The 17,462-nt window shown below is 64.8% G+C and carries 13 protein-coding genes; 7 read left to right on the forward strand and 6 right to left on the reverse strand.

Annotation, left to right across the window (positions count from 1 at the left end; all coding sequences use genetic code 11):
• Window positions 1–2: 2 nt before the first annotated feature.
• The 5 genes from LPA36_RS07240 (at window position 3) to LPA36_RS07260 (ending at window position 6,652) form a co-directional block, all read left to right on the forward strand.
• Window positions 3–917 carry a carbohydrate kinase family protein gene (locus LPA36_RS07240; protein ID WP_228875447.1) on the forward strand — a complete coding sequence of 305 codons (915 nt, stop codon included), beginning with the start codon at window positions 3–5 and terminating at the stop codon, window positions 915–917.
• Between the two features lie 146 nt (window positions 918–1,063).
• On the forward strand, window positions 1,064–1,285 hold the full coding sequence (locus tag LPA36_RS07245) for a hypothetical protein (RefSeq protein ID WP_228875448.1): 222 nt from the start codon (window positions 1,064–1,066) through the stop codon (window positions 1,283–1,285).
• 121 nt (window positions 1,286–1,406) lie between these two features.
• A complete protein-coding gene (locus LPA36_RS07250; protein WP_228875449.1) occupies window positions 1,407–1,652 on the forward strand; it encodes a hypothetical protein in 246 nt (81 codons plus the stop codon).
• Window positions 1,653–1,827: 175 nt separating this feature from the next.
• A complete protein-coding gene (locus LPA36_RS07255) occupies window positions 1,828–2,835 on the forward strand; it encodes an ion channel (RefSeq protein WP_228875450.1) in 1,008 nt (335 codons plus the stop codon).
• 199 nt (window positions 2,836–3,034) lie between these two features.
• Complete coding sequence (locus LPA36_RS07260; protein WP_228875451.1) at window positions 3,035–6,652, forward strand: indolepyruvate ferredoxin oxidoreductase family protein; 3,618 nt, start codon at window positions 3,035–3,037, stop codon at window positions 6,650–6,652.
• A gap of 41 nt (window positions 6,653–6,693) precedes the next feature.
• On the opposite strand, the gene LPA36_RS07265 is transcribed toward LPA36_RS07260, so the two are convergent.
• Window positions 6,694–7,995, reverse strand: a complete 1,302-nt coding sequence (locus LPA36_RS07265) for an EAL domain-containing protein (protein ID WP_228875452.1) — start codon at window positions 7,993–7,995, stop codon at window positions 6,694–6,696.
• Window positions 7,996–8,342: 347 nt separating this feature from the next.
• Between LPA36_RS07265 and LPA36_RS07270 the strand changes: the two genes are divergently transcribed.
• Window positions 8,343–9,983, forward strand: a complete 1,641-nt coding sequence (locus LPA36_RS07270) for a Na+/H+ antiporter (RefSeq protein ID WP_228875453.1) — start codon at window positions 8,343–8,345, stop codon at window positions 9,981–9,983.
• Window positions 9,984–10,060: 77 nt separating this feature from the next.
• On the opposite strand, the gene LPA36_RS07275 is transcribed toward LPA36_RS07270, so the two are convergent.
• Entirely contained in the window at window positions 10,061–11,368 is a 1,308-nt protein-coding gene (locus LPA36_RS07275; RefSeq protein ID WP_228875454.1) for a solute carrier family 23 protein, read from the reverse strand.
• Window positions 11,369–11,555: 187 nt separating this feature from the next.
• Window positions 11,556–12,158 (reverse strand): TetR/AcrR family transcriptional regulator, encoded by a 603-nt coding sequence (locus LPA36_RS07280; protein ID WP_228875455.1) that lies wholly within the window; start codon window positions 12,156–12,158, stop codon window positions 11,556–11,558.
• A gap of 140 nt (window positions 12,159–12,298) precedes the next feature.
• On the opposite strand from LPA36_RS07280, the gene LPA36_RS07285 reads away from it, so the two are divergent.
• Window positions 12,299–12,940, forward strand: coding sequence for a glutathione binding-like protein (locus LPA36_RS07285; protein ID WP_228875456.1), 642 nt, complete (start codon window positions 12,299–12,301; stop codon window positions 12,938–12,940).
• An 88-nt stretch (window positions 12,941–13,028) separates the two neighbouring features.
• Here LPA36_RS07285 and LPA36_RS07290 read toward each other — a convergent pair whose 3' ends face one another.
• From LPA36_RS07290 to LPA36_RS07300, 3 genes are all read right to left on the reverse strand, one after another.
• Window positions 13,029–14,594 carry a methyl-accepting chemotaxis protein gene (locus LPA36_RS07290; protein ID WP_228875457.1) on the reverse strand — a complete coding sequence of 522 codons (1,566 nt, stop codon included), beginning with the start codon at window positions 14,592–14,594 and terminating at the stop codon, window positions 13,029–13,031.
• 384 nt (window positions 14,595–14,978) lie between these two features.
• A complete protein-coding gene (locus tag LPA36_RS07295; RefSeq protein ID WP_228875458.1) occupies window positions 14,979–15,572 on the reverse strand; it encodes a DUF2239 family protein in 594 nt (197 codons plus the stop codon).
• Window positions 15,573–15,650: 78 nt separating this feature from the next.
• A complete protein-coding gene (locus LPA36_RS07300) occupies window positions 15,651–17,177 on the reverse strand; it encodes a sensor domain-containing diguanylate cyclase (protein WP_228875459.1) in 1,527 nt (508 codons plus the stop codon).
• Window positions 17,178–17,462 lie beyond the last annotated feature (285 nt).

Genomic DNA, 17,462 nt, shown 5'->3' on the forward strand with positions numbered 1-17,462 from the left:
CCATGACAACGAGCACCGAATTTCCCTTCTTCGTTTCCGCCGGCGACATCCTCACCGACATGGTCCGTACCGACGCTTCGCGCTGGCTCTCGGTGCCAGGCGGCGCCGGCTGGAACGTCGCGCGCGCCGTCGCGCGGCTCGGTCTGCGCACGGCCTCGGTCGGCGCGGTCGGCAACGACTGCTTTTCCGACGTGATCTGGAACGCGAGCGTCGCCGCCGACCTCGACATGCGCTTCATGCAGCGCGTCGACCGCTCGCCGCTGCTGGCGATCGTCCACGAAACGCATCCGCCGACCTACTTCTTCATGGGCGACAACAGCGCCGATCTCGCGTTCGATCCGTCGCTGCTGCCGCACGGCTGGATGGAACAGGTGAAGTGGGCGCACTTCGGCTGCATCAGCCTCGTGCGGCAGCCGCTTGGCGACACGCTTGCTCAGCTCGCCGCCGAGCTGCGCGCACGCGGGGTGAAGATCAGCTACGACCCGAACTACCGCAACCTGATGGAACACGGCTACGAGCCGATCCTGCGCAAGATGGCCGCGCTCGCCGACCTGATCAAGGTCTCCGACGAGGACCTTCGCCTCCTCTTCAAGACCGACGACGAAGCCGCCGCCCTCGCGCAGCTGCGCGCGCTGAATCCGTCGGCGACGGTGCTCGTCACGCGCGGGCCGGAAACGTCGACGCTCCTTGTGGGCGACGCCGTGTACGAAGACCGTCCACCGCGCGTCGAAGTGGCCGACACAGTGGGCGCCGGCGATGCGTCGATCGGTGGCCTGCTGTTCAGCCTGATGACCGCGCCAAAGCGGACGTGGCCCGAACATCTGGCGTTTTCGCTGGCGGCGGGTGCGGCGGCATGCCGGCATTCCGGCGCGCATTCGCCGACGCTCGACGAAGTCGTCGCGCTGCTGGAAGAGTAAGCAGCGCTGCAACGGTGACCTGTCGCACGCGCGCCACCGGCCTGCGTGCGACGCCTCCCTGTGCGTCCGGTATGCGCCTCGTGACGTACCCGTGCTGTCACGATCTGCGTGCTACGATGGAATCTCCCCCTTGCCGGAGTTGCATCATGGCCGAGCTCACCTACACCAAAGGTATCTACACGGCGATCGCAACCGTTCGCGAGGTAGAAGGCGACCAGTATCAGGGCGTCGTCTCCCTCGCGCGCGACGACGGCGACGAGCAGGAGAACACCGTCTACGAAGTCGACAGCACGTCGTCGACGCCCGAAGAGGCGCTTGAGGAGGCCAAGGCGCTCGCCCACCGCATCCTCGGCGAAATCGAGTTGTAGACCCGCGCGCTTTAGACCCGCGAACTCCCGGCGTGGGGCAAGGTCACACGGTCTATGTAGAGCAGGCGCCGCGGCAACCCGCCGGCGACGCCATTTCCGGATGAACCGGCTGGAGGCGAAGATGGCTGAACAGCTCTTCCTCTACGGTGTGTACGAGATCCACGTGCGCCCGCTCGAACTGCAGGGCGCGCGCTGGGACGCGGAATACGAAATCCGTCATCGCGACAAGGCGGTCCAGGCGTGGACCACCGTGGGCGGTGACGCGGGCTTCGGCGAACCCGGCGAAGCGGTCGATTCAGCGCATCGTCAGGCGGTTGCCGACATCGAGCACGGCGCAGGTATTCCGAAGCCACGTTCGTTCCCGTAAGCGCCTTTCCCGCGTCGCACGTACGTGACCGGCAGTCCGTTCGTTGCTGCCGGCTACGTGGCCGTTCCTGCAATTTCCCTGCGTACGCCGCCGCGGCTGACGCGCGCGCCGCCATCGCGCGGCCCGCTGTGCTTGCGTGCTACGCTTTGCGCGTCTCCACCGCCGCCGCAACGCGATGCCTCACGACCCGTCAGACCGCGCCACTTCTTCCGCTACTCAAGGCGGTGCTGTGCCGCCCGTGCGCGACCTGCGCGGCCGCCCGGGCCGGAGGATACGCAGCGGCCCGCGCACCGTGATTGCACACGGCCTGCCGCTACCCATCTGGAAAGATCTCTACCACCGCGCGCTGCTCGTCACGTGGCCGATATTCTTCGCGTCGCTCGCTGTGCTGTTCCTGCTGCTCAATACCACGTTCGCATCGCTCTACATGCTCGGGCATGCGTCGATCGCCAATCAGGCGCCGGCGGGTTTCGCCGGCGCGTTCTTCTTCAGCGTCGAGACGCTCGCGACCGTCGGCTATGGCGACATGCATCCGCAAACGGTCTATGCGCACGGCGTCGCCACGCTGGAAATCTTCGTCGGGATGTCGGGCATCGCACTCGCGACCGGGCTGATCTTCGCGCGCTTTTCGCGGCCTCGCGCGAACATCATGTTCTCGCGCTACGTGGTCGTCCATCCGATCGACGGCCAGCAGACATTGATGGTGCGCGCCGCCAACGCGCGTCAGAACGTGATCGCCGAGGCACGCGCGCGCCTGCGGCTGATGCGCCGCGAAACCACATTCGAAGGCCTCGCATTGATCAAGATTCACGACATGAAGCTCGTGCGCGACCAGCATCCGATGTTCCTGCTCGGCTGGAACATGATGCATGTCATCGACGAAGACAGCCCGCTCTTCGGCGAGACACCGGCAAGCCTCGCGGCGTGCGATGCGGCGCTGATCCTCACCCTCGAAGGCTCCGACGAAACGACCGCGCAGACCATGCAGGCGCGCCATTCGTGGGCGCACCAGGACATCCGCTGGCAGCATCGCTACGCAGACGTGCTCTTCGAGCAGGACGGCGAAACGCACATCGATTACTCGTTCTACGACTCCGTTATTCCGGTCGAAGAACCGGCGAACGAACAGGCGCCGGCAGCCGCCGACGCGCCCGCCCCAAAAACGCATACGCAGCCGCACTGAGCGGCGCGCCGGGCGGACGCCGGTAGAACTCACTCAAAAGGGCTAAAAATCGCCCAAGGGCTCGCGCGAATATGCGCACATCGGCCCCAGTTAGTAAAAAAACCCTCCAATCGGCGATAAAAAATAGAGTCTCTTTCGCTGCAACGGTGTTGTGCTGCCTTTTCCGTTCCGGCGAAGCCATAACAAGGAGACTTCCCCCATGACCGCACGACTGCCAGTCGACGGCACGCCCGCTCTCGCCGATTACCGCCTTTCCGACAATCTGACTGCCACGCGCGGCCGCATCTTCCTGACCGGCACGCAGGCGATCGTGCGCCTGCCGTTGATGCAGCGCGCGCTCGACAAGGCGAACGGCTTGAACACGGCTGGCTTTATCAGCGGCTATCGCGGTTCGCCCCTCGGCATGGTCGACCAGCAGTTGTGGAAGGCGAAGAAACTGCTCACCGCGAGCGATATCCGCTTCCTGCCCGCGATCAACGAGGAACTCGGCGGCACCGCCGTGCTCGGCACGCAGCGCGTGGAAGCAGACCCGGAGCGCACGGTCGAAGGCGTATTCGCGATCTGGTACGGCAAGGGTCCGGGGGTCGACCGCGCGGGCGACGCGCTCAAGCACGGCAACGCATACGGTTCGTCGCAGCATGGCGGCGTACTCGTCGTGGCGGGCGACGACCACGGTTGCGTGTCGTCGTCGATGCCGCATCAGAGCGACTTCGCGATGATGTCGTGGCACATGCCGGTCGTGAACCCGTCGAACATCGCGGACATGCTGGAGTTCGGCCTGTACGGCTGGGCACTGTCGCGGTTTTCCGGCGCGTGGGTCGGCTACAAGGCCATTTCGGAGACGGTCGAATCCGGCTCGACGGTCGATCTCGACGCGCTGCAAACCGCATGGACCGCGCCGACGGATTTCGTCGCGCCCGCCGACGGCCTGCACAACCGCTGGCCCGATCTGCCGAGCCTGTCGATCGAGGCGCGGCTCGAAGCGAAGCTCGACGCCGTGCGCCACTTCGCGCGCACGAACAGCATCGACAAATGGATCGCGCCGAGCGCGCATGCGAACGTCGGCATCATCACGTGCGGAAAGGCGCATCTGGACCTGATGGAGGCGCTGCGCCGGCTCGATCTCACGGTCGCCGATCTCGAAGCGGCTGGCGTGCGGATCTACAAGGTCGGCCTGTCGTTTCCGCTGGAAATGGGCCGCATCGATACGTTCGTCGAAGGGCTGTCGGACGTGCTTGTGATCGAGGAGAAAGGTCCCGTCATCGAGCAGCAGATCAAGGACTATCTCTACAACCGCCGCGAAGGCGCGCGTCCGGCGATCCTTGGCAAATACGCCGAAGATGGCTCGATGCTGCTGTCGGCGCTGGGCGAACTGCGTCCGTCGCGCATTCTGCCGGTGTTCGCGAACTGGCTCGCGCGCCACAAGCCGGCGCTCGACCGGCGCGAACGCGTCGTCGATCTGGTTGCGCCGCAGATTCTGTCGAACGCCGCCGACGCCGTGAAGCGCACGCCGTATTTCTGCTCGGGCTGCCCGCACAACACGTCGACGAAAGTACCCGAAGGCTCGATCGCGCAGGCGGGCATCGGTTGCCACTTCATGGCTTCGTGGATGGAGCGCGACACGACCGGTCTGATCCAGATGGGTGGCGAAGGCGTGGACTGGGCGTCGCATTCGATGTTCACGAAAACGCGCCACGTGTTCCAGAACCTCGGCGACGGCACGTACTTTCACTCGGGCATTCTCGCGATCCGCCAGGCCGTCGCGGCGAAGACCAACATCACGTACAAGATCCTCTACAACGACGCCGTCGCGATGACGGGCGGCCAGCCGGTGGACGGCAGCATCTCCGTGCCGCAGATCGCGCGTCAGGTGGAAGCGGAAGGCGTGTCGCGCTTCGTCGTGGTCAGCGACGAGCCGGAGAAATACGACGGCCAGCACAACCTCTTTCCGGTCGGCACGACGTTCCATCACCGCAGCGAACTCGACACCGTGCAGCGCATGTTGCGCGACATCGACGGCGTGACCGTGCTGATCTACGACCAGACGTGTGCCGCCGAGAAACGTCGTCGCCGGAAAAAAGGTGAGTTTCCCGATCCGGACAAGCGTCTTTTCATCAACGAAGCCGTCTGCGAAGGTTGCGGCGATTGCGGCGTGCAGTCGAACTGTCTTTCGGTCGAGCCGCTCGAAACCACACTCGGCCGCAAGCGCCGCATCGACCAGTCGTCGTGCAACAAGGACTATTCGTGCGTGAACGGCTTCTGCCCGAGCTTTGTCACCGTTGTTGGCGGCAAGCTGAAAAAAGCCGCGGGCAACGCGTTCGATCCGGTCGCGCTCGCCAAACGCGTCGACGCGCTATCGGTCCCCGCGACGCACCTCGATGCCGCGCCGTACGACATCCTCGTGACGGGCGTCGGCGGCACGGGCGTCGTGACGGTTGGCGCGCTCATCAGCATGGCCGCGCATCTGGAAGGCAAGAGCGCCTCCGTGCTCGACTTCATGGGCTTCGCGCAGAAGGGCGGCTCGGTGCTGTCGTTCGTGCGCTTCGCCGCGACCGACGCGCTCCTGAACCAGGTGCGTATCGATACGCAGCAGGCCGATATGCTGCTCGCGTGCGACATGGTCGTCGGCGCAAGCAGCGATGCGTTGCAGACGGTGCGTCACGGCCGCACGCGCATCGTCGTGAACACGCACGCGATTCCGAACGCCACGTTCGTGCAGAACCCGGACGCGAACCTGCACGCCGATGCGCTCATCGACAAGATGCGTCACGCGGTGGGCGAAGATGGATGCCTGTCGATGTGCGATGCGCAGTCGCTGGCGGCGCGTTTCCTTGGCGACACGATTGGCGCGAATATCCTGATGCTCGGCTTCGCGTGGCAGCTCGGTCTCGTGCCGGTCTCATTCGCGGCGCTGATGCGCGCGATCGAGCTGAACAACGTCGCGATCGAAGCGAACAAGCTGGCGTTCGCGATCGGCCGCGTCGCCGCCGAAGATCCGGCCGCACTCGATACGCTGCTGCAAACGCGTGCCGATGCAGCCGCGCTGCCGTTCGCGGTCGCCAACGATGCCGCGTTCGACGTCGATGCCGTGATCGCCGATCGCGAAACACGTCTCGCAGCATACGGTGGTGCGGCTTACGTGAAGCGTTTTCGCACGCTGGTCGACCGGGTTCGCGAGGCCGAACGGCAGCGCACACGCACAGGCGGAGCAGGCGAGCCGCTCACGCGCGTGGTCGCGACGACGTTCTACAAGCTGCTCGCCGTGAAGGACGAATACGAAGTGGCGCGTCTCTATGCGGACGACAGCTTCCGCCGTGCCATCGAAGCGCAATTCGAAGGCACTGCGGGCCGCGACTTCCGGATCGGCTTCAACATGGCGCCGCCGACCGTCACGCACGCGGAACATGGCGCGCGTCCAAAGAAGGTGAAGTTCGGTCAGTGGATGTGGCCTGTGCTCAGCGGTCTCGCGAAGATCCGCGGGTTGCGCGGTACGGTGCTCGATCCGTTCGGCCGCTCGCTGGAGCGCCGCATGGAACGCGCCCTCGCCGACGACTACGAAACGACAATCGGCCGATTACTGGATGTGCTCACAGCCGAAAAGAAGGAAAGCGCAATCGAGTTCGCGCAGGTCATGCAGCGCGTGCGCGGCTACGGTCCGGTGAAGCTGAACAGCCTCGTCGGCGCGAAGGCGCGTGAGCGTTCGCTGGCACGGGCGCTGAACATCGAGCCGGCGACCTCCGCCGTCGTACAGGAAGCGCTTGCCAGCGTGCGCGGCGGCAGCGCGCTGAGCGGCATACCGGTGGTGGTGGCAAAGTAGGTGAAGTGCGGTACGCCGCGTGGCGATGCGGCGTACCGGTTCTAGATCATCGCGTGCGGAGAGGTTGACTCTTCGCTTTCGTGATGCCAGTCGATATCGCCGCACAACACCGCGATGCGTTCGCCGATACGCGTGGCAATCGAAAGCGTGACGCACAGCGTTGCTTCATTGATCGACAGATACGGCCGCGTCACCTGCACGCGCTGCGGTTCACGAATCGCAGCGCGGAAATACGGCCTGCGCAACCAGCTCGCACCCTTCGCATCCGAGAGCGGCAAAAATCGCGACATCTGCACCGCGCGGTCCGCGCGCAGCACGACGTTACGCTCCGACTGGCGTCCGTTGTCGTCGAGCAGGAAGCAGCGCGCCGCATCGTCGAGCGACAGGAAATTCCAGCAGACTTCATCGAGCGGTTCGCCCGCGGCAAGGCGTTCGGCGGCACGCTCGAACGCGCGCACATACGGCGCGAGTCGCGATGCGTCGCGCTTCTCCCGCATTTCGGTGAGCGCGCGGTTGCGCTCCGTCAATCCAGCGATCACCGCGGTACTCGCGCCCGCATCGGTGACGAGCGCGCTCGGTCTGCCGAAGTAAAAGCCCTGAACGAAGTCGGCGTCGCAGGCGAGCGCCAGCAACGCTTCGCTTTCGGTTTCGATGCCTTCGATCAGCACGAGCTTGCCCGCTTCGTGCAGCAGCGACACGAGACCTGGCAGTATCGACGACCCTTGCGGCCGGATCGCGCCCGGCGCCAGCAACGAGCGGTCGAGCTTGACGATATCGGGATTCAGTTGCCAGACGCGTTCGACGTTCGAATGACCCGCGCCAAAATCGTCGAGCGCGATCAGGAAACCGCGCTCGCGGAAGTGGCGCACGGCATCCGCGAGACGTTCGAGATCGTCGGCGCGCTGCTCGAGCACTTCGAGCACGATACGACGCGGCGGCAGACCGAGACGCCGCAGGTTCGCGAGCAGCGCGGCGGCGAGGTATGGATCGGTCAGCGCGCCGGGATGCACGTTCAGAAACAGCCATTCGCGCTCGGCGCCGAGCGCCTTGAAATTCTCCAGATGCAGCGACTGCGCAAGCCGGTCGACCTGCAGCACGTCGCCGATACGGGCGGCCTGGCCGAAGACGTCGAGTGGCGACACGGGCCGGTCGAGCGAGTCGTGCGCGCGCAGCAGTCCCTCATAGCCGACCGCGCGCATGTGCGACAGACTGAAAACGGGCTGGAAGACGCTCGTCAGTTCCAGGTCCCCATGGCGCGTCGAATACCGCTGAAGCCCCGAAGTAAAACTCACCTCGAAACCGTGCGGCGCAACCGCTGTTGTGTCCTGCTGCGCAATGCTCATGCAATCCTCTCACGCGCGAGTGGAACGATCCTGTCGAGGAACGACCGGGCGAGCCCCATACTCAAAATGTGCGTCATGACGACCTCATAAGCAAGCTCCGTGCGCACGCTGGCGCACGTATGGCGCCAATTCGCGCGCCAGCTTGCAGCGATCCCAGGCGACGTGCGTCGGGCAGGGGCGCGCCTCGCACCGCGGCGGTGCATCAGCGTCGGTCGGACGCAGGTGAAACATGCGCCAGACGACAGGTTCACGATTGACCAGCTACACTCCGGGCTAATGTTCGCGCGCCGGGCAAAGTTGCTCGCGCGCGTTGAAAAAAACCTTCTTGTCTTCGCTCTCCGGGTCTGATGGAAATCGTTTTTACCGTTCTGATTCTGCTCCTCGCCGTGGCTGTTTCGGGTCTCGTGATCCGTATGCTGCCGGTCAGGCTGCCACTGCCGCTGATCCAGATCGCGATCGGCGCACTGCTCGCGTGGCCGACGTTCGGCCTGCACGTTACGTTCGATCCCGACATCTTCATGGTGCTCTTCATTCCGCCGCTGCTCTTCGCGGACGGCTGGCGGATACCGAAGCGCGAGTTTTTCATGCAACGCCGCTCGATCCTGATGCTCGCGCTCGGGCTCGTGTTCATGACGGTGGTCGCGGTCGGCTACTTCGTGCATGCGCTCGTGCCGGCGATCCCGCTGCCCGTCGCATTCGCGCTCGCCGCGGTGCTGTCGCCAACCGACGCCGTCGCGCTGACCGGCATCGTCGGCAAGGGAAGGATCGCGCCGCAGTTGATGCATATCCTGGAAGGCGAGGCGCTGATGAACGATGCGTCGGGCCTCGTTGCACTGAAGTTCGCGATCGCGGCGGCGCTCACGGGCGTGTTTTCGCTGCGCGCGGCGTCGGTCAGTTTCGTGATCATCGCGGCCGGCGGCCTCGCGACCGGCGCGGCGGTCGGATGGCTCTTCAGCTTTGTCTCGTCGCGCTTTCTGAACATGACCGAAGAAGGCGATCCGGCGCCGGGCGTCGTGATGACGCTGCTGATTCCGTTCGCTTCATACCTCTTCGCCGAGCACTTCGAATGCTCGGGCATTCTCGCGGCCGTCGCGGCCGGGATGATGATGAACTACACGAGCATCACGCACGTCGGGCCCGTCTCGTCGCGCATGCGTGCGGCAAGCACGTGGACGATGATCGAGTTCATCTTCAATGGCATGGTGTTCATTCTGCTCGGACTGCAGTTCCCGCACATCCTCGGCGACGCGCTGCTCGACGCGCATCACACGAGCGACGCGCAGGCGTTGCGGCTCATCGGCTATGTCGCCGCCGTCCTGCTCGTGCTGTATGCGCTGCGCTACGTCTGGGTGTGGGTGCTGCGTCTCGTCGCCAGCCGCAGCGCCAAACGCAAGGGCGTCGCGAACGCCGTGCCGGGCGTCCGGATGGTCGCGGTTACGACGATCGCGGGTGTGCGCGGCGCCGTCACGCTAGCAGGCGTGCTGTCGCTGCCGGTCTCGCTGGCGGGCCGCGAGCTGGCGATTTTCATCGCATCGGGCGTGATACTCGCGTCGTTGCTGGTGGCGGTGATCGTGCTGCCGTTCATCACGCACGGCGTCCGGCGCGATCCGCACGAAGCCGAAGAGAAGCACGCGCGGGTACAGGCAGCGCAGGCGGCGATCCGCGCCGTCGACGACATGCACGACACCGTGAGCGCCGGCCTCGACGAGTCGGAGTCGGCCTGGGCTGCGGACGTGACGGCCCGCGTGATGGACATTTACCGGCGAAGACTCGCGACGCTCGGCGAGGAAGACACGCCGCGCGAAATGGCGCGGCAGGCGGAAGCGCTGGAATTGAAGATGCGGATCGCCGCGATTCATGCGGAACGCGCGACGCTGGTTGCATTGCGCCACGACCAGAAGATCAACGACGAGACCCTGACGCGGCTGATGCGCGAGGTCGATCTGTCGGAAACCGCGCTGACGACGCGCGGACGCGCACGCGGATAACGCAACGCCGGAACAGCAGAAAGCCGCGCGCGTCGACGGCTGAATGACGTGACGCGCGCGGCGCTCGTTGCGTTCGCCTAGACGACCGGCTGCTGTGCCGGCTTGCGACGCAGCAGCGCGTACAGGATGATCGCGCCGAACGTCGCCGTGCCGATACCGCCCAGCCCGAATCCGCCAAGCTTCAGCGTGAAATCGCCGGCACCCAGCACGAGCGTGACGGCTGCGACGATCAGATTGCGGTTGTCGGAAAAGTCGACCTTGTTGACGACCCAGATGCGCGCGCCCGTCACCGCGATCAGACCGAACACGACGATCGACACACCGCCCAGCACCGGCCCCGGAATCGTCTGGATGACTGCGCCGAACTTCGGCGAGAAACCCAGCACGAGCGCGATCAACGCAGCGATGACGAACACGAGCGTCGAATAGATTTTCGTGACCGCCATCACACCGATGTTTTCGGCGTATGTCGTGACACCCGTGCCGCCCGCGAAACCCGACACGATGGTGGCGAGGCCGTCGCCGACAAACGCGCGTCCGACATAACCGTCGAGGTTCTGGCCGGTCATCGCGCTCACCGCCTTGATGTGGCCGAGGTTTTCCGCGACGAGAATCACGGCAACTGGTGCGAGGAGCGTCATCGCCTGCAGGCTGAAAACGGGCGCCGTGAAGTGCGGCATGCCGAACCACGCCGCATTGGCGACGACGGCGAAGTCGATCGGCTTGCCCATGCCCAGACCGTTAGTGACGATCGCGTAAATCACATACGCAATCAGCAGGCCAACGAGAATCAGCAGACGCTGCAGCATGCCGCGCGCAAATACCGCGACCGCGCCGACGCACAGCACCGTCACGAGCGCCATCCACGCATCGAACGCGTTCGCGCTCACGCCTTTTACCGCAATCGGCGCGAGGTTCAACCCGATGACCGCGACGATCGCGCCCGTCACGACGGGCGGCATCAGCGTCTCGATCCATTTCGTACCGATCGCCGACACGATGAAACCGATGATCGCGTACACGACGCCGCACGCGATGATCCCGCCAAGCGCGACCGGAATGTTCAGGTTCGGACCGTGTCCGCTGTAACCCGTCACCGCGATCACGAGGCCGATGAACGCGAAGCTCGAGCCGAGATAGCTCGGCACGCGGCCGCCCACGAGCACGAAGAACAGCAGCGTGCCGACGCCCGACATGAAGATGCAGAGATTCGGATCGAAGCCCATCAGCAGCGGGGCGAGCACGGTCGAGCCGAACATCGCGACGACGTGCTGGATGCCCATCGCGAACATCTGAGGCCACGCGAGCCGCTCGTCGGGTCCGACGACGCGGCCCTCGATAGCTTGCGACTGGACGCGCCAGCGGGGGAAGTAGGAATCGGCCATGGCGGGATGTCTCCTCTAATCGGCGTGTAGTCAGCGGGAAGTGACGCCAATGCGGACGCTAAAGCGGACGCAGAAGCGGCACTGTTCTGGAATTACGCGCGAGTGTACGGAGCGGACCTGCCGATGACAAGCTGTCAGCGTTTTGCCTTTTGCTGCACCTGCACCAGGGCATGCGGTGCGGCGTCGCTCATTTTGCCTTGCGGCGCGGTTTTGCCGGTTCGGCCGAAGGTGCTGCGCTCGCAGCGCAGATCAGCGCAACGCCCGCCGCCGCGGTCGCGCGCAGCGTGGCGCGCGTGTCGCCCGCGCGCGAACGCAACGCAAGACTGTGCAGGATCGCGGATGCGACTCTGGCGAGCACCGCAGCATCGGCGGCGGGATCGAGTTCACCTTGCGACTGCGCACGCAGCAAACGCTGCTCGAAAGCGCGATCGAAAGTCTTGAGACCAGTGGCGAGCTTCGCGCGAACGTCCGCGTCGCGCTTTGCTTCGACCACGGCGGTGCCGATCAGAAAGCATCCGCGCGGCTCGCTGCCAGCCGGCAGATAGATCGCGAGCGCCGCATCGTAGACGCGCATCAACCCCTGCGCGAGCGGCAGGTCGCCGCCGAGCGCCGCTTCCATGCCCTTGAACCCGGCGTCGATGTATCCATCGAGCGTGTCCAGATAGAGCGCGTGCTTGTCGCCGAACGCCCCGTAGAGACTGGGCCGGTTCATGCCCGTCGCGACGCTCAGATCGTCCAGCGACGTGCCCGAGTAGCCGCCTTGCCAGAACGCCTCCGTGGCATTGGCCACTGCCTCACCTGCGTCATAGGCGCGTGGTCGCCCACGCGGACGTTTCTCTGTTTTTGTACCATTGTGCATAAAAATATCTGGCGCCGTCGAATTTTGTTCACTATAGTACAAAACTTAACCCAACGACTGGAGGCACCGGAATGGATCTGTATTTTTCGCCCATGGCCTGTTCGCTCGCGACCCGCATCACGCTCTACGAAGCGAACGCGGACGCGGGCTTCATTCAGGTCAATACGAAGAAGAAGCGCGTGGCCGACGGCACGGATTTCTATCAGGTCAGCCCGCTCGGGCAGGTGCCGGTGCTGCGTACGAACGATGGCTGGCTGCTCACCGAAAACACCGCGATCCTGCCGTATGTCGCGGACCAGTTTCCGCACGCGCACCTGATCGCGCCCGCGGGTACGGTGGAACGCGCGAAAGTGCAGCAGTGGCTCGGCTTTATCAGCACTGAATTGCACAAGGCCGTGTTCGTGCCGCTGCTCGATCCGGCGGCTTCCGAAGAGGTGCTGAATTACTCGCGCAGGCGCGTGCCGTTGCGTCTCGGGGTGCTGGACACGCATTTCGCTGCGAATGCGTTTCTGGTCGACCGGTTTACGGTTGCCGACGCTTATCTCGCAACCGTGCTGAACTGGGCGCAATACTCGGGGTTGAGCCTCGCCGAATGGCCCGCAGTGGATGCCTATTTCAGGCGGATGGCGCAGCGCCCTGCGGTCGCGAAGGCATTCGCGGAAGAGATGGCGCTGTATCTCGAAGAACAGGCGCGCGAGAAAGCCGCGGCCTGACCTGCGGCGTCATACGCAGCATAACGCCACGTAGCGAGAGCGACGGAGCATTCGGGCTTCGTCGCTCTCGCGCGCGGCGATTGCTGAATCACGACGCGCGCCGCTTGACCGTGAACACCGAAACCGCCGACTTCAACTGCTGCGCCTGATCCGCCATCGAACCCGCAGCCGCGGCCGCCTGTTCGACGAGCGCCGCATTCTGCTGGGTCACCTGGTCCATCTGCGCGACTGCCCGATTGACCTGCTCGATGCCGGTGCTCTGCTCGCTCGAAGCCGCCGAAATCTCGCCCATGATGTCGGTCACACGTTTGACCGCGTGGGTCACCTCCGACATGGTCTGGCCCGCGCGCTCGGCGAGTTCCGCGCCGCTGTCGACTCGCGTCGTCGAGTTCTCGATCAGCTCCTTGATTTCCTTCGCCGAGAGCGCGCTGCGCTGCGCCAGCGAACGCACTTCGCCCGCAACCACCGCAAAACCACGGCCCTGTTCGCCTGCACGCGCCGCTTCGACCGCCGCATTCAGCGCGAGAATGTTGGTCTGGAACGCGATGCCTTCGATCACCGCGATGATGTCCGTCATCCGCTTCGAGCCGGCGGCGAGATCGCGCATCGTATCGACGACATCGTTGACGAGCACGCTGCCGCGCGCCGCCACTTCCGCCGCGCCGTTCGCGACGCCGCTCGCCTGCTGGGCGTTGTCGGCGTTCTGACGCACGGTCGCGGTGAGCTGCTCCATGCTCGACGCCGTTTCTTCAAGCGACGCTGCCTGCTCTTCCGTGCGCTGCGACAGATCGGCGTTGCCCTGCGCAATCTCACCTGACGCAATCAGGATCGATTCGCTCGACGTGCTGATGCCACCCACGATGCCAGCCAGCCGCTCGCGCATGTGGCCCAGCGCGAAGAGCAGGCTGTCGTTATCGCCCGCACGGGTATCGACGCGCACGGCGAGATCGCCGGCGGCAATGCGGTTCGCGATTTCGGTCGCGTAATCCGGCTCGCCGCCGAGTTGCCGCGACAGACGCCGCGCGATCAGCCATGCGAGCACCATGCCGGTGATCATCGAAGCGAGCACGAGCGCAATCATGATCAGACGCATGCGCTCGTAGCGCGAAGTGGCTTCCGCCTGTGCCTCGGTTGCACGCTGGCGGCGGTACTCGATGACGACGGCAATACGCTCGCGCATCGCGACGCTCGCGGCGATCGCGCGGCGCACGAGCTCCGCGTTGTCGACACCTGCCGGGATGGCGTCGAGCCCGATCTGCTGGCGCACGATTCCTTCCCAGACCGTGTTTGCTTTCATCACGTCGTCCAGCAGCGTTTGCCCCGTGGGCGTCGTGATGGTCACCGCGTAGCTGTCGAACGCCGAGTGCATCTCCTTCAGCGAGCCGACGATTTCATCCTTCAGACGCTGACGGCCCGCGTCGTCGGATGCGTAGCCGAGATTCGCCGCCGCGAGATCCGTATCGACCTTGTGACGGTTTGCCTCTTCCATCCAGTAGAGGCCATTCATGTGACGGCCGCCGATGGCCTCCGTCAGCCCGTGCATCGCCGACAGCGCCGTAATGCCCGCAACGCCGGTCACAACGCCAAAACCCGTGACGAGCGCAAACGCCAGCAGCAATTTCCTCAACACGGTCAATCGATCAAACCACTTCATGTCATTCGCCTGTTTTTATAGATCCGGATCTGGAGAAAATCTGCCGCGCCCCTTGTTACGCGGCACGGATACCACGTTCGTACTCCCCGTTTACGGCCGAAGGCGCAGCCGACTTGACGCACGAATAGCCGACATTCCGGCCGGCTGATGAACCATGAAAGGCCCGCGAAAGCAGGCTGCCACGTTCAGAACAGGCGTTTGCTGGATTGGGATTCATCTGATGTTTGCGCGATCCACGCGTGTCTACACTGCAACGGCTGCGTGATTCCATGTGTAGCGCCAGCACTGTTGTAACTCTCCGACTTCCCGTTCACGCACCCCAGCGTGAACGGTTTTTTTTTGCCCTTTCGTTTCCTTCCGCCGCTCAGCGCCCCGCGGCGTGTTTCAGCTCGAAGCGCCGAACGCCAGCGCCGACAGACCGCGCACGTGATCGCGAACGTCGGCCGGCCACTGCGCGGTCAGATCGCCGAAACGCGCGCCGTCGTTTGCAAACAGCGCCCGCGTTGCTTCTTCGTACCCCGGCAGGTTGCCGCCCAGCGCCGTCATGAAGCGGTACGCCGATTCCTGCGCCCGACGCACGCGGCCATCGTCTTCGCCTGCCGCCCGCGCCGCCTCAACCAGCTTGCGCAGCGCCACCGACGCGCCGCCTGGCTGGCCGTTCAGCCACTCCCAATGACGCGGCAGCAAGGTCACCTCACGCGCGACGACGCCCAGCTTCGGGCGTCCGCGTCCGCGCGGCGCTTCTTCGTCCGCCGGCTGCGGCGCTATTTCGGCGTCTGCAAGCCGGGCAACGACTTCATCGACCGAGCCGCGCAGATCGAACTCGACGGGCTGACTCGTCACGCTGTCAAAGACCAGCACGGGCGCGCTTTCGCCCCGCGCGACGACAGACTTCACGGCAATCGCCACGTCTTTCAGCGAGCCTGACGCGATGCAGCGCACGCCTTCAAAAGCAATGCATTGGGCGGAACCTGTCATGCCGAACTCCCTTCGATGGATGAATTCGGCGAATTATACCCGGGTTAAAACAGACGAATAAATATTATCCGGGTAAATTTATTCCTGGCTAGCCGAGGGTTCCGCTGCCATGGCGCGCTCTTCCATCCGCGCATCGACCGGCCACGCGCTGACGCGATTGCGGCCCGTGTCTTTTGCCTCGTAGAGCGCGGTGTCGGCCGCGTTGATCATTGCGCGGCAGGTGCCGAAACGCTGCTTTTCCGTGCTCGCGACGCCAATGCTGATCGTCAATACATGATGCGAACTGGCGATGTGCCGTACCTGCAGGGCCTGCACCGCCGCGCGGATGCTCTCCGCAATGCGCGCGGCGCCCGCTTCCGCGGTGTTCGGCAGCAGCACGATGAATTCCTCGCCGCCGTAGCGCACCGCGCTGTCGCCCGGGCGCCGCGCCTTGCCGCCGATACAGCGCGCCACGGCGACGAGCGCGTCGTCGCCGGCCGAGTGTCCGTACAGATCATTGAAGCCCTTGAAGTTGTCGACGTCGAGCATCAGCATCGACAGCGGCCGTCCGCTACGCTGCGCGCGCCGCCATTCCGCATCGACAAGCTCCTCGAACGCGCGGCGGTTGTGCAGCCCCGTCAGGCCGTCGGTGCGCGCGAGCATGCGCAGCTCCTCCTCGACCGCCATGCGGCGCCGCAGCTGCTGCGAGAACAGCACGGCGAGTGCAACCAGCGCGACATCGACCGCCGCCATCAGCGAGCCGATGATCCACGCGCGATGCCGCCATTCGGCATAGATGTCGTGCGTCGCGATCGCGACGTCAAGAATCATCGGATAGCTCGCGATGTGACGGAACGCGTACCAGCGGGGCACGCCGTCGATTGCAGCCGTGCCGAAGAAATCGCCGCTCGCGCCTTGCGTGAAGCGCGTGTAGTTCGATGTGCCCTGCAGGTTGCGGCCGATGATCTTTTCGTCGAACGGACGGCGCATCAGCATCGTGCCATCGGCGAGCATCAGCGCCATTGAGCCACCTGCGCCCAGATTCATCCCCTCGAACAGGCGCCGGAAGTAGCTGAGGCGCATCGTGCCCGCCACCACGCCTGCGAAGCTGCCGTCAGGCTTCGAGATACGGCGGCTGAGGGCGATGCTCTGGGTATCGTGCGAATAGCGGGGGGAGTACGGGTGACTGATGTACAGGCCGACATCCGGTGAATCGCGATGCACGCGGAAGTAGTCACGATCGGCAAGGTTCATGTCGCGCGGTGGCGACGCCTGCGAATCGAGGATGACCTTGCCCGTCTCGTCGATGACGATCATCGAGCCCAGATCCTTCGCGCTCGCCGAGCCGTCGAACAGCACCATACGCCGGATGGCCGGCGGCAGTTGCATGATGCCGGGTTGCTGCAGCCCTTCGATGACGGAGCGAAGCGACAGGTCGTAGACCTCGAGATTGCGCGCCGTGTCGCGCTCCACCAGCAGCGACACGTTGAACGCCGATTCCTGCGCGCGACGCAGCGCGTCCTTGCGCATTTCGACGAGCACCCAGAGCGAGAGCGCGAAGATAACGGTCGCGAGCCCGAGACTGATGGCAATCACGGCGTTCGGCCTGCGCGTCACGATGTTCATGGCATTCGATCAGGCGTGGTTAATCAGGCGCGAAACGCCGGACGCGTTAAAAGGGCATCGATTACGACGCCGACGAAAAAGCGGCGGCATCCGGGAAGAGAATTCCGGAGGCAACGCGTGCAGTGCTGCGACTTGAAAGGATATCGACGACGGCGAGACTTCGATCCGCCGGAAAAGAGGGGTTTTGTGCGGTAACTCGGGGGTTTAGCGGGGTTGGGTGGAGCTGAGCTTTGCGACGCGCGACGGGCCTGGGTTTCGGCTGATTTCGGTGGTGCGGCTATCGCT

The organism is Paraburkholderia saeva, assembly GCF_907164555.1.
GTDB lineage: Bacteria > Pseudomonadota > Gammaproteobacteria > Burkholderiales > Burkholderiaceae > Paraburkholderia > Paraburkholderia saeva.

Excerpts from the sequence above, each read along its gene's own strand:
- LPA36_RS07240 (WP_228875447.1), top strand. The coding sequence starts at position 3 with ATGACAACGAGCACCGAATTTCCCTTCTTCGTTTCCGCCGGCGACATC.
- LPA36_RS07245 (WP_228875448.1), top strand. The coding sequence starts at position 1,064 with ATGGCCGAGCTCACCTACACCAAAGGTATCTACACGGCGATCGCAACC.
- LPA36_RS07250 (WP_228875449.1), top strand. The coding sequence starts at position 1,407 with ATGGCTGAACAGCTCTTCCTCTACGGTGTGTACGAGATCCACGTGCGC.
- LPA36_RS07255 (WP_228875450.1), top strand. The coding sequence starts at position 1,828 with ATGCCTCACGACCCGTCAGACCGCGCCACTTCTTCCGCTACTCAAGGC.
- LPA36_RS07260 (WP_228875451.1), top strand. The coding sequence starts at position 3,035 with ATGACCGCACGACTGCCAGTCGACGGCACGCCCGCTCTCGCCGATTAC.
- LPA36_RS07265 (WP_228875452.1), bottom strand. The coding sequence starts at position 7,995 with ATGAGCATTGCGCAGCAGGACACAACAGCGGTTGCGCCGCACGGTTTC.
- LPA36_RS07270 (WP_228875453.1), top strand. The coding sequence starts at position 8,343 with ATGGAAATCGTTTTTACCGTTCTGATTCTGCTCCTCGCCGTGGCTGTT.
- LPA36_RS07275 (WP_228875454.1), bottom strand. The coding sequence starts at position 11,368 with ATGGCCGATTCCTACTTCCCCCGCTGGCGCGTCCAGTCGCAAGCTATC.
- LPA36_RS07285 (WP_228875456.1), top strand. The coding sequence starts at position 12,299 with ATGGATCTGTATTTTTCGCCCATGGCCTGTTCGCTCGCGACCCGCATC.
- LPA36_RS07290 (WP_228875457.1), bottom strand. The coding sequence starts at position 14,594 with ATGAAGTGGTTTGATCGATTGACCGTGTTGAGGAAATTGCTGCTGGCG.
- LPA36_RS07295 (WP_228875458.1), bottom strand. The coding sequence starts at position 15,572 with ATGACAGGTTCCGCCCAATGCATTGCTTTTGAAGGCGTGCGCTGCATC.
- LPA36_RS07300 (WP_228875459.1), bottom strand. The coding sequence starts at position 17,177 with ATGAACATCGTGACGCGCAGGCCGAACGCCGTGATTGCCATCAGTCTC.